12 protein-coding genes are annotated in these 12825 nt (G+C 25.3%); 1 reads left to right on the top strand and 11 read right to left on the bottom strand.

The annotated features are described in order from the left end of the window. Window positions 1-232 (top strand): ATP-binding protein (locus WC168_RS07570; protein ID WP_372618485.1); only part of this gene is annotated, 232 nt, incomplete at its 5' end. Between the two features lie 664 nt (window positions 233-896). Here the strand turns inward: WC168_RS07570 and WC168_RS07565 are convergent. From WC168_RS07565 to pseI, 11 genes are all read right to left on the bottom strand, one after another. Beyond that, window positions 897-3086, bottom strand: a complete 2190-nt coding sequence (locus tag WC168_RS07565) for a glycosyltransferase family 9 protein (RefSeq protein ID WP_372618483.1) — start codon at window positions 3084-3086, stop codon at window positions 897-899. A gap of 6 nt (window positions 3087-3092) precedes the next feature. Next, the gene (locus WC168_RS07560) at window positions 3093-4748 is read right to left on the bottom strand and encodes a hypothetical protein (protein WP_372618481.1); all 1656 of its coding nucleotides are present in this window, start codon (window positions 4746-4748) and stop codon (window positions 3093-3095) included. After that, complete coding sequence (locus WC168_RS07555) at window positions 4741-5781, bottom strand: 6-hydroxymethylpterin diphosphokinase MptE-like protein (protein ID WP_372618479.1); 1041 nt, start codon at window positions 5779-5781, stop codon at window positions 4741-4743. Before WC168_RS07555 ends, WC168_RS07560 begins: the two co-directional genes overlap by 8 nt. Continuing rightward, entirely contained in the window at window positions 5771-7150 is a 1380-nt protein-coding gene (locus WC168_RS07550; protein ID WP_372618477.1) for a glycosyltransferase family 2 protein, read from the bottom strand. Before WC168_RS07550 ends, WC168_RS07555 begins: the two co-directional genes overlap by 11 nt. Further along, entirely contained in the window at window positions 7132-8145 is a 1014-nt protein-coding gene (gene galE / locus WC168_RS07545) for a UDP-glucose 4-epimerase GalE (protein ID WP_372618475.1), read from the bottom strand. Before galE ends, WC168_RS07550 begins: the two co-directional genes overlap by 19 nt. Further along, on the bottom strand, window positions 8142-9284 hold the full coding sequence (gene glf, locus WC168_RS07540; protein WP_319994499.1) for a UDP-galactopyranose mutase: 1143 nt from the start codon (window positions 9282-9284) through the stop codon (window positions 8142-8144). Before glf ends, galE begins: the two co-directional genes overlap by 4 nt. Next, window positions 9281-10255, bottom strand: coding sequence for a glycosyltransferase family 2 protein (locus tag WC168_RS07535; RefSeq protein ID WP_320341081.1), 975 nt, complete (start codon window positions 10253-10255; stop codon window positions 9281-9283). The genes glf and WC168_RS07535 overlap by 4 nt, the downstream gene beginning before the upstream one ends. Next, window positions 10224-10727, bottom strand: a complete 504-nt coding sequence (gene pseH / locus WC168_RS07530; protein ID WP_320341082.1) for a UDP-4-amino-4,6-dideoxy-N-acetyl-beta-L-altrosamine N-acetyltransferase — start codon at window positions 10725-10727, stop codon at window positions 10224-10226. The genes WC168_RS07535 and pseH overlap by 32 nt, the downstream gene beginning before the upstream one ends. Continuing rightward, window positions 10724-11404: a PIG-L deacetylase family protein gene (locus WC168_RS07525; RefSeq protein WP_372618472.1), complete on the bottom strand. Its 681-nt coding sequence runs from the start codon at window positions 11402-11404 to the stop codon at window positions 10724-10726. The genes pseH and WC168_RS07525 overlap by 4 nt, the downstream gene beginning before the upstream one ends. Further along, on the bottom strand, window positions 11397-12092 hold the full coding sequence (locus WC168_RS07520; protein ID WP_372618470.1) for a methionyl-tRNA formyltransferase: 696 nt from the start codon (window positions 12090-12092) through the stop codon (window positions 11397-11399). The genes WC168_RS07525 and WC168_RS07520 overlap by 8 nt, the downstream gene beginning before the upstream one ends. Next, window positions 12089-12825: pseudaminic acid synthase (gene pseI, locus WC168_RS07515; RefSeq protein WP_372618468.1), on the bottom strand; the 737-nt coding region annotated here is incomplete at its 5' end. The genes WC168_RS07520 and pseI, both read right to left, overlap by 4 nt.

Genomic DNA, 12825 nt, shown 5'->3' with positions numbered 1-12825 from the left:
GAGAATATTTAGCAAAAAAATAAAAACATTTGGCCACTTATGTTACAATACACCAAGAATACTTTTTAACTATTCAACTGGCCAAATGTTTATGCATTTGTGTGGCCAAGTGCATGCGTCTCAACACACAGTTGCTGATGCTATTTTAGATAGGATAATTCACTCATCTCATAGAATTGAATTAGAAGGAGAATCTATGCGAAAATTAAGATCAAAAATCAACAAAATTTAAAAACATTCGGACACTTATGTTATAATTTTACACTTAGAAAATTTCTACTTTAAAACTGTCCGAATCACTCCGGCAGACTGTCCGAATAAATCGGCTGGAGCAATGTATATCCACGAATATTTTCGCATAAGATATCTATTAATTCATAACTACCTTTATGCATATCCATAAAACGAGCAAACACAATTATATTATTTTGTTTTATAAGCTTATTTTTATAATTATCTGCAATTAATTGATTAATAGCAGGATAGCAAAAATAATGTTTATTCTTACTATTAGGAAAATAAATCTCTGCATATTTTACACCCAATTTTTGCTAACGGGGTAGAAGTAAATCAACTTACAAAAGAGTATGGGCAGTTTTAAAAGTACTATCTAACCAAATTAATAGCAATAAAATTAAAAGGAAGAGTCAAAAAGTCTAATGAAAAAAACTACAAAAAGAAATATTCCTGTTTTGTGCGATAAGGCACACAAATCATTTTTCTAGTTTTTTATAGCATCTAAGATTTGTTTTTGGATTTCAGATGGGAGTGTAAATTATTCTGTGTCAAGCCTCCCTTTAATTAGGACAGCTTAAATCAGAATAATTAGCTCTCAAATTGTACTGTACTAAATATTTAATTTAAAGCTGTATGTAGTCTATTATAATTAATCTATTTTACTTTTTTGTTCCAACCAATACAAATTCACAGAAATGATCACAAGCTCCTATTGCATAATCTTTATACTCTTCAGAAAATAAAATATTATTAGTTGAAATAAGATTCTTATAATGTATTATTTCAAAATTAAATATATCACTATTGTTATTCATAATCTCAACTATATACTCAACTGAATATGATTTCTCTTGTCTTTGCCTTTTGTTTTCTTCAATATAGATCTTTGCATTTGTATCAAATTCAGGAATATCTTTTAAATTTCTATACTTATTAAACCATACAGAAGGAGATGTTAATATATAAGTACTGTCAGCTAAATCAAGAGGAAGTATTATAAACTTTCCACCCTTCTTTAAAATTCGTCCTGCCTCTTTAATAAAGTTAATATCATCACTACCTTCAAAATGCTCCCATGAATTATGCAATGTTATACCATCAAAAAAATCTCTTTTAACAGGTATATCCACGGCATTTGAAACAATTCTATATTTATCATTTATATTAAATACACTATTTAAATCTTGCTTGTAGATTTCTTTTAATCCAAAATCTTCTTTTAATATAATTTGTACTGGCGATGTAGAACATGCAACATCTATAAATCTATAATTATCTTTATTTTTAACTTTGTCTATACCCAATAGTTTAAAAGAAATAAAATGTTCCATCATCTTTCTAGATAAAGACCTTTGATATTGAGTTGAATAGTTAGGAAATTTTACCTTATAATTAATTTTCTCTATATAATCAAGGAATTGCTCTATATCAACATTTAAAGATTTAAAAATAAAACTGTTTTCTTTTGATAGCTTTTCAAAACTTTTAATAAGATTATTTAAATTTCTATCAGGTTTATCTTCAATGAACTCATATCTACTTAAAAAAGGTGTTACTTCTTTTAATTTATTAATACGGTTTAAAAATGTTTCTTTATCTTCTGTTAATTTTAAATATGAATTAAAAGCTTCTATTTTTACTTCAGTTTCCATCTTATTATCTAGAATTTCTGCTTGTTTAGCTTTTTTATTTTCTAAAGTATTGTAAACTGCTTCTGAAATTAAAAAATCTCTATTTTTTTCATTAAAATCAGGATTCCAGTGATTAATTTTAAATGTAGCATTATTCTCTGCTATATTTTTATATATGAATTTTGAACTATTCATATTCTCAATAAAAAAATTATATACACTGGTATAATTAATATTATGTAAACAAATTGGTTTATCATAAATACAATTCCAGCAACAATCAAAACATGATAACTCATTCACAATAATTTTTTGGCTATTTGTTTTTGGCCAAGGGAAAAATCGAGATAAACCTCCTCCACCATGAATTATAAATACTTTTGAAATATATAAACTTGCTAGATGCGTTATACCTGTATCATTACCAATATAAAAATCCATACCTTTAAACATGTTAATAGTTTCATCTAAAGAAACTCTATCAACATAGTTATAAATATTTGGTTGCCTTTGTTCAATAACTTTTGCTAAACCTTGGGCATGTGTTGATTTTCCAAAAAGATATATAGAATAGCCATCACAGTTTAATTTATCAATTAAATTTACCCAATTGAATTTATCATTATTTATATTGTAAATATCAATTTCCCAACCTCTACCATCTAAACATATTGCAATACTATTCTTAAGTTTCAGAGAAGGAACATTATCTTCTTTTAGAATTGGTTTAATATCTACCTTTAAATTTAAAGCTTTTTTTAAAAAGTTTTGATAATAGACAGTTTCATGCATAACTTCCTCATCAAAAATATAATTTTCCCATTCTTGAGAAAATTTTTCCGCATCATTTTTTAAAATATTTGTTGAATACTGCCAACAACTAATTTTTCTTTTTGCTTTTATATGATTCATAATAATAAATGTACTTGATCTAATAAACCGTCTAAGTACAATTGCTACATCATATTCATTTTCTGATATATTTTTTAAAGTAGTCTCATCATATTTAGGAATACAAAACTCTTTATTATCAATATTCATTCCATCTCTTGAAACATAGAATACTTTATTTATTCCATCAAGTTTTTTAGTAATTTCCTTATTGTCAATACATGTTACTAAATCTATTGTCTGAAAAATATTCTTTAAAGAATTTATAATCCCAGAAGAAAGAATTAAATCTCCTAACCCATCATTTTTTATAATTATACACTTCATCTATTATTATCCTTTATATACATTTTTAATTAAATATCTTGCTAGATCGGAAAAATCCCTATAACAGTATTCAACTGCTTCTTCACTATATGGGAAATAGTAGTATTTTAGAAGTCTAGCGAAATGTTCTAAATATTTTTTCTGTTTAATATCAAAACCTTCTTTATTAAAAGCAGACAATATCGTAGTTTCTACATTATATAAATTCTCAACTTCATATGCACTTCCAGAACTACTCATTAAGTTTCTTCCCAGCAAAACAGTAGGTTTATCATAAATCATCATATCATATGATAAAGTAGATAAAAGAGTAACACTAATATCTGTTTCCTCTATGCACTCAATTACATTAGCATTATTTACTAAAATAACTCTATCATTTACAACTTTAGAATTCCTAACAGGTACATTAGGATGAGGCTTAAATAATATATACCAGTCATTTTTATGTGCCAATTTACTTAAATACTTTAATGCATCATAAGTATCGATAAATACAGGAGAATGTACGTGAGATTTGCCATATGAAGTAGGAAGCATTCCTGTTTGAGAATCATTTACTCCTGCAAAAAAGATTATTTTTTTATTCTTATATGGACTTAAAAGTTTTTTAATTAATCCTTTTTTTTGCTGTCCTTTTCTATTAAAATTATTATTCTTAATCTTTTTTATTAATTTTTTTGAGATTTCTATATCTTTAAGTTCTAGAGGCCTTTTATTAAATTCTTTGATATCCTCAAAAATCCAACTTTCTGCTAATTCTCCAACTTTATCTACTTCTAAAGTATCATATATAGCACCTTCGTGTACATTAAAGTTTTCTATATTTAAAGATTCACAGTAGATCTTTGACATATATTGTAAACTACTCCATTCATGCCAATTTAGTACAATCTTAGGTGCATACCTATCAATTAAAAATTTTGTTTTAAAAAATTCTTCATATACTCTATCAAAAGACATTGAATATAAATAATTTTTATCAAAAGATTTATTTAGTGAATCTAAAAAATCAACACTTAAGTTTAATTCTTTTGAAAATTTATTTATTATCTTAATATTTCTAATTTTATAAAAGATATTTAATGAAAAATTATTAAATTCAATTGTTTCAATATCTGTATCTAGAATATTACTTGAATGGTGTACTATAATCAATTTCCATCCATATTCTTTTAACGCTTTATCCAACAATTCAAAACATCTTAATTTTTGAATTCTCTCTTTATATTCTAAATTATGAATAAAAAGCATAATACTATTCTCTACTCCTGCTCTTTTAGGAAAAATTTTATTTATTATATATCTATACTTAACTACTTTGTATAATCGAAATAATTTATCATAAAAACCTATTTTAGTCTTTTGTGTTTTATTTTCTACAAACTTATCAGTTATAATTGAATTATTTTGAAGAAAAATATATTTTACCTCTACTAAATAAGGATCAAATTCTCCAACAATATCTTCTAATAATAAATCTCCCTTATACCCAATTAATTTATTTTGAAATCTAATTCCAAAACTTAAAGTATCAATAAATTTTTGATTATAGTAAACTTCAATACTTTTTATTAAAGAATGATCAATATCACAAAATCCTTTAATAGTTAAAATCTTCCATCTACTTTCAAAATCTAATTTTATTATTTTACTATTCATCATTTTCCTTAAAAACATCATCAAAAGGCATTTTCTCAAAAATATTTAATTTTGTTTCTCTTGATGCATTATATATTTTAATACCATGTTCTTGTGCATATTCTTTTGCTTTTGTAAAAGATTTAATTTGTATTTCAAGATTTGGTAAATTCCATTTTTCCCCAATTTTTCTATAGTCTTTATGAAAATGGTTAATCTCTCCATCACAAATTAAATCTTTTCTGCCATGCTCATTTATAACATATCCTTCGGACTCTGTGAAGTTAAAGTCTACACCAATTAGATATATCTCTTTTATTCCAATATATATAGCCCACTGTATCATAGAAAAAATTACAGTTGAACCCCAATATATACCTAATAATGGATCTGGATTAAACTGAGGAAAATCAATATCATTTGGTTTGTATTTCATACTAAAATATATCGCTTTTTCTATTTTTTTATCCCAATCTAAAGCATATTGTGGAAAGAGTTTTATAGAGTCTTCTATTTGTACAATTTTTTTGTAGTTTTGCTTATAAACTAAATCATCTTCAACTAAATAATAAGTTGGCCTCCAATCCGTTTTTTCATACGCTAGGTATATTTTATTAGCGGCAAAAGTTACTTCATCTTTTAGTGAGCTAAGATCATTTATTTGAAGGCTAGGTCCATTTCCAATCAAAAATGCCCTTTTATTTTTATGTTTATCTTTTAAATCTTTAATTTTTTTATAACTATCTAAAATATTATGATTATAAAAATTTACCATTTCTAAACTATCTATAATCTGCATTGTCTTCTTTATATGAAATAATATTTTTCTTTTTTCTACACCTTGGCATAAAAATTCACCATATATCTCCTCAAAATAGTTTGGAGAACAAATAAATATAAAATCAAAATCTGAAGCTGCTCTATTTACTATGGCCGTGCCCCTTTTATTTTTATCAATAAAACCTAATAAATCATACCTTTCTTTAAAAGATATATCGCTAGACAATTCTAGAGATATATCATTATATGGAGCAAGATAAACTCTAGTTTTCATTTTTGAACATATCTCTAATAGTCTTAAATTTTTTATATAAAACTGGTTGATATATATTTTTAAATATATCTTCATACATCCTATATTGACTATTTAAGTTTTTTATCTCGTTTAAATTTGCTACATTTATAAATTGGTCTATAAAAATGTACTTATCATCAAATAATTTATCTTCTTTAAAATCTAAAATATGCTCTTGTACATAAAATATTGTTTTAAATTTGTTTTGCAAAAACTCTTTTTGTAAAACTATTTCTTCATCAAAGTTTGATTTGATTAAATCATAATTTTTTTTATCACAATAAAGAGTTATATTTTTATAAAAATCTTTTAAGTATAGGTAAACTCTTCTATTTGAAATCATATCTTTTTGCATATAAATTGCAATATTATCCGTATTTCTTAAATTATATTTATCGAAAATATTTATTTCTGGTTCTTTTATAAAAATACTATCATCTTGCTTTCCTAGATTTCCAATTAAAAGATCATCTATAGCACATAGAAAAGATTTAGGTTTTGCATAGTTTCCTTTTAAGTTTGAAAAAAATGATAAAGTTATAAACCAATTACAAATAACATTTACAAATTTATCAAACTTATCAGCTTCTAAGTATTTCAAAAAAAACATTATCCTATTTCTCTCAAAGTAGTAAAGCCCAAAAGTATTGGTATGATTTGATGCACCTAATTTATGAAATACTCTTGAGTTACTTATGGCATGTATCTCATATCCAGCTTTCTTAACTCTAGTACACCAATCCATATCATCCCAATATATAAAATGATGTGTATTAAAACTTCCGACCTTTTTAAGAACTTCATTTGTTGTAATCATACAACAAGCAGGTACATAATCGCAGGAAACCATTTCAGGTAAAGAATTATCATCTTTATATGCTTGAAAAGCCAATCTCATATTGAATTTATCATCAAAATCTATAAATGATCCCATCTCTTGAACTATATCAGGATTATCCATAGTACATATTTTAGATCCTACTGCACCTACAATTGAATTATTTTTAATATACGTATAAAGGTTTATAATAGTATTAACTTCCAATAAAGTATCATTATCAAGTAATACAACATATTCATACTCTTCTTTGATAGTAAATCTTATACCTCTATCAAAACCGCCTGAACCACCTGTATTTGTTTCATTTTCTAAAAGTATAATTTGTGGGTAGTTCTCTTTTATAAAATCTGGGCTTCCATCTGTTGAGGCATTATCTACAACTATCACATCATAAGTTAGGTTTTCAAAGTTTGATTTATACAGAGATTCTAAACAAACTTTTAGATAATCAACTTTGTTAAAATTGCAAATTACTATTCCTAAATCTTTCATATACATTTCTCCCATTCATATACACTTTTACAAATTAATTCCAAATTATCAAATTTTGGTTTCCATTTCATTTTATCTAAAATTTTACTATTATCTGCAACTAAAAAAGCTGGATCACCATCTCTTCTTTCTACAATTTGGATCTTAAACTCACAATTTGTTACATTTTTAATACTATTTGCAATCTCTTTTACACTATAACCTTTTGCGTAACCTAGATTAAATATATCACTATCATTTTCTTCAAGATAAGCAATAGCTTCTATATGTGCATTTGCTAAATCTTCAACATGAATATAATCTCTTATACAAGTCCCATCATATGTATCAAAATCATCTCCATATATATTTAAAATTTCTCTTTTACCTAAAGCTGTTTTTACAACTAGAGGTATAAGATGAGTTTCTGGTTCATGTTTCTCACCTATTCTTGGAGTTAAAGTATTATCTTTATAAAATATATCTGCACCTGCTACATTAAAATATCTAAAGATTACATATCTAAAATCTGTTGAAACTTTATTTGAGTCTTGAAGTATTTTTTCACTCATTAGTTTACTCATACCATAAGGATTTATAGGATTTGTAGGAAAATCCTCTTTTATTTTACTATTTTGTTGAACATCTCCATAAACTGCAGCTGTACTTGAAAAAATAAATTTCTTAACATCAGTTTCAACTGCACATTTTATTAAATTTGTTGTATTTATTGTATTATTAAAATAGTATTTAAAAGGATCTTGCATAGACTCAGAAACTATACTATATGCTGCAAAATGAATAATTACATCAAATCTATTTTTTTCTAAAACTTCTTTTACCCTATCAAACTCTTTTAAATCAAGATTTATAAAATTAAACTCTCTTATGCTTTTCAAAGTATTTATAGCTTCAATATTCCCAGTTGATAGATTATCTAAAATAGTTACTCTATGTTTTGTCGTTTCAAGTAGTTGTTTAGCAGTATGACTTCCTATATATCCAGCACCACCTGTTATTAAAATTTTCATTTTAAATTTTCCTTAAAAACTTCCAATGCTCTTATTACAATATCATCCATATCATAATATTTATATTCAGCAAGTCTTCCTACTAGTATAAGATTTTTAAACTCTTTTGAATACTCTAAATATTGATTATATCTCTCTTGGTTTTCAGTTGTAAAAATTGGATAATATGGAGTATTGACATTTTTTATATACTCTTGTGGATACTCTTTTAAAATAGTTGTTTTAGATGAATTTATTGGATGAATATGTTTAAATTCAGTTATTCTTGTAAAATCATAATCATTTGGATAATTTATAGTTGCTTTTTCTTGATAAAACTCTTTTTCAATAGTTTCAAATCTCATATCTACACTTCTATAAGGTAGTTCTTCAAATTTATAATCAAATAGTTCATCAATTTGTCCTGTGTATATAACATTCCCATCAAATTTTTTATCAAATAAGTAAAAATCTTTATCTTTTAAAGTACAAATTTCTTTAAAATCTGTATTTAGCATTAGTTTTATATTTTTATGATTTAACATATTTTCTATCATTTTTGTATATCCAAATTTAGGCAAGCTCTGATAACTGTCATTAAAATATCTGTTATCTTTTCCTATAAATATAGGAACTCTTGCAGTTACAGCTCCATCCATATCTTCTGGTTTCATACCCCACTGTTTAGCTGTATAGTTTACAAAAATTTTATCATAGATAAAATCTGCTAAAAAGGATAAGTCTTTGTTTGTAGATTTTTTAAGCTCTAATATTGGAATTTTTGAATTGTATTCATAAGTTTTAAGCAATAGCTCTTCTAGCTCTTTTGCTTTTAAATTTGGGAAAAGTTCATATAAGGTATTAAAGTTAAAAGGTATTGGAACTTTTTTACCATCAATATATCCTAGAACTTCATGATTATAAATATCCCAAGAAGTAAATTTTGATAAATAATCAACTACCTTTTTATTATTTGTGTGAAATAGATGTGGACCATATTTATGAATTAAGATATTGTTTTCATCTTTGAAATCATGGCAGTTTCCACCTATATGATTTCGTTTTTCTATTATTAATACTTTTTTATTTAATTGAGTTGCAATTCTTTCTGCTATTACAACTCCTGCAAGTCCTGCACCTACTATTATGTAATCTATCATTTCTTACCTTTTAAAATTTTAGTTGGTTTATCATTGTCAAAAACTCCTCTTAAACCATCAAAAACGGAACCAGTTGCAAATACTAATCGTGTGTATTTTTTATCATCATACAAGATTATATCTTTTATCAATTCCAAATATAGTTTAGCAATCAAGAAATATCGTTTATAACCTTTTCCATATTTTAAAGCTAAAAATATAGAGTTTCTAAGCCCAAAGTATTTTAACCAAAGTTTATCAAATCTTATACGATTTTTTTTAAACCATAAAAATTGTCTTTGTATCTTTTCATCTTGCCTTTTTTCTTTATGATATATATTTACACTATTTACCATAAGGATTTTTCCAATACTTGACAATCTTAAACTATACTCAACATCATCATGATGTATAAAAAATCTCTCTTCTGGTAACCCTATCTTTTTTACTGATGAAATAGGAATTAAAATTCCCACAAATGAAGCTAAATCAATTTGTACGAATTCATTTTCATAAAAATCTTTTGTTAATGGTTTTTGAAAAGATGGTACACAATTATAGTAATCAAACATTGCTCTATGACCATATCCACTTAAAGAAAGAACACTATTTTCTTTTGTTCCAATTAATAGTTTTGGAGCATAAGCACTATATTTATTATCATCAATATTTTTTACTAAACCATTTAAGGTATTTAATTCGGGTTCTGCATCATCGTCCATAAGCCATACATAATCATAATTATTATCTAATGCATACCTTACACCAAAATGAAATCCACCAGCACCTCCAATATTTTTATCCAATTTTTTATAAATAAGATTTTTATTTTCTAAATATCCGTCTTCTTTTATTTTAATATCTGTTCCATCAGTTGAAGCATTATTTACAACTAAAATATCTGTTTTATATGTTTGGTTTAATAAAGAGTCTAAACACTCTTTTAAAAGTTCGTATCTATTATAAGTTACTATAACCGTGCAAATTTTCATAATTCAACTCCATACAAATTACTTTTTTATTATCCACAAACTTTTCTCCACTTTTTTTAAAATTATATTTTCTATGCAAATTTATAACTTGTATATTATCTTCAAAAACTTCTAATTTTAATTTCCTTGCATTTAAACTATTAAAAACAAAATCAATTGATATTTCTTCTAAAATTCTACCAACTCCTAATGTTTTTATTGTAGGATTTGCATAAAGACCAAAATATACTTCTTTTTTAGTTAAATTTGTGAAGTATACTACTCCGATATTTTCATCTTCTTTTTTTACCAAAAAATATAATTTATCTTTACTATTCTTTAAACTATCTATAAAATTTAAATGGCTCTCTAAATTTATATCATCTTGAGTGTACATCCATTTTTTTATATTTTGATTATTTCTCCATTCTAAAACCATCTTTTTTTCATCATATATTAAATCTATAAAATTTATTAATTTTATTTCTTTCATCTTATTACTCTTACACTTTTAAAAGCTTCAACATATTTTTTGCCAACTCTCATACCTTGATATTTTGCATTTAGCTCTATTCCTTCAATGCTTCTTGGATGTGGATAAGTACAAAGTTCTGATTTATACTCTTTCATAGCACTAATTTTCAAATCCAAGGTATCCTCTATATCAAAAAATGTATCTGGAGAGAATGTTAATGGATAGTTCCATTCTGTTGATGATAAAACTTCAAAGCTATAAATTTCTTTTACACACTCATTTTGGATAGGTCTTGTTGCAATTATAACAGCTTTGTATGTAATTTGATGATCTATATTTAAATCTTTTTCATAATGAGTAAAAATAACATCTGGTTTTATCTCTTCTTTTACTTTTGAAATTACTTTTACAATATCAAGTAAATCAACACTATCAAATCTATTATCAGCAAAATTATAAATAAAGGTTTTTTTTATTCCTATGGTATCATTTGCTCTTTTTATTTCGCTATTTAAAATCTCTATTTCATCTTTTTTATTTTCAACTACTCTTTTTTCATCTCTACTTGTTTTTCCCTCACCAAGAATTAAAGTATAAGCTTCATATCCCTCTTTTATAAGTCTTGCAACTGTTCCAAAACATCCTAAAACCTCATCATCTGGATGGGCAGCTACTATTAAAATTTTTTTATTCATGTTTAGATACCTCAAACCTTCCTTCTAGTTTTCCATCTTTTATTATAACTTCAAATAGTTCCATTTTCAAATTATCAAGTTCTAAATAAGCTTTAGGATAACTAGGGGCATCTAACATCCTAATAAAATCATATAAATTAGCTATAGAAACATCATTTAACATTTTTATATTACTTTGTTCAGGTGTTCTTCTTTTAAAATTTACTACAACACCTTCTTGGCTTACTGGAGTTGGATTTTGTCTTAAGATATTTGGTATTAATTTTTTAAAGATTAATTTTGAAGCATTTTTATATATTTCATTAGCACTACCTTTTGATATATCAAAATCCTCCTTTAAATAAATATCTCCTTCATCGAGACCTTTTGTTACCTTTAAAGCACTTATTTTTGTATTATATACTTTATTTATAATTAAATTTTGTAAAGGGCTTCCACCTCTTCCATAAGGTAAATCAGTCATATGAAATAAAATACAATCATAATTTTTATATATATTTTCTGGAATTATCCATGACCAATGTGGGAAAAATATATATTTTGGATTAATTTTTTCAATTTTTTCTAAAGACAACTCATCTTTATTTGATATTAAATAAAAAGAGTATTCATTTTCTAACTCTTTTTTTAATTCAAAATAGTTATTGATATTCCACTCTTTTATAGTTGCAATTACTATGTTCTTCATATTATAATATTTTCCAATCTATCTGCAAATTTATAATCTTTTTTTGCCTTTTTACCTAAAATATCTTTTAAATATTTTGGATGAAGTCCATAAAAAGGTCTTACACTTTTTATATTATCTTCACTAAAAACTTCACCCTCTTTTATATCTTTTGATACATACAAACTTCTTGCAAAACGACGCTGTTTTTCTCTTTTTTCATTTAGACTATAATCAACTCTTCCAAGTAACTTTTCACTATCTCTAACAGCTTTTATCATATCGCTAAACTCTTTTTTATCTAAAGAAAATGCACTATCTGCTCCACCAATATTTTTATCCAAAATAAAGTGCTTCTCTATTACTTTTGCTCCAAAAGATACAGCAACTACTGGTGCAATATGCCCCATAGTATGATCAGAAAATCCAACCTCAACACCAAAAGTATCTTTCATATTTGGAATGGTTTTTAAATTTGCTTCATCTAGCTTTGCTGGATATTCGCTTGTACATTTTAGTAGTATAATATTGTCATTTCCAACACTTCTACAAATATCTACAACATCTTGTATCTCATCAATAGTTGCAATACCTGTGCTTATAATAATAGGCTTAGCTTTTGAAGCAGTATATCTTACAAGCTCATAATCAGTTATTTCAAAAGAGGCGATTTTATATGCACTTGGATTAAATTGTTCAAGAAAATCAACTGCACTTTTATCAAAAGGTGTTGAAAAAATATCAATATTTATGC

This window comes from Aliarcobacter sp. (assembly GCF_041672065.1).
Lineage (GTDB): Bacteria > Campylobacterota > Campylobacteria > Campylobacterales > Arcobacteraceae > Aliarcobacter > Aliarcobacter skirrowii.
Note: the sequence above shows the minus strand (reverse complement) of the source record. Positions and strands in the feature narration are given on the sequence as shown.

Excerpts from the sequence above, each read along its gene's own strand:
- WC168_RS07560 (WP_372618481.1), bottom strand. The coding sequence starts at position 4,748 with ATGAATAGTAAAATAATAAAATTAGATTTTGAAAGTAGATGGAAGATT.
- WC168_RS07520 (WP_372618470.1), bottom strand. The coding sequence starts at position 12,092 with ATGAAGAACATAGTAATTGCAACTATAAAAGAGTGGAATATCAATAAC.
- galE (WP_372618475.1), bottom strand. The coding sequence starts at position 8,145 with ATGAAAATTTTAATAACAGGTGGTGCTGGATATATAGGAAGTCATACT.
- WC168_RS07550 (WP_372618477.1), bottom strand. The coding sequence starts at position 7,150 with ATGGGAGAAATGTATATGAAAGATTTAGGAATAGTAATTTGCAATTTT.
- WC168_RS07525 (WP_372618472.1), bottom strand. The coding sequence starts at position 11,404 with ATGAATAAAAAAATTTTAATAGTAGCTGCCCATCCAGATGATGAGGTT.
- WC168_RS07555 (WP_372618479.1), bottom strand. The coding sequence starts at position 5,781 with ATGAAAACTAGAGTTTATCTTGCTCCATATAATGATATATCTCTAGAA.
- pseH (WP_320341082.1), bottom strand. The coding sequence starts at position 10,727 with ATGAAAGAAATAAAATTAATAAATTTTATAGATTTAATATATGATGAA.
- glf (WP_319994499.1), bottom strand. The coding sequence starts at position 9,284 with ATGATAGATTACATAATAGTAGGTGCAGGACTTGCAGGAGTTGTAATA.
- WC168_RS07535 (WP_320341081.1), bottom strand. The coding sequence starts at position 10,255 with ATGAAAATTTGCACGGTTATAGTAACTTATAATAGATACGAACTTTTA.
- WC168_RS07565 (WP_372618483.1), bottom strand. The coding sequence starts at position 3,086 with ATGAAGTGTATAATTATAAAAAATGATGGGTTAGGAGATTTAATTCTT.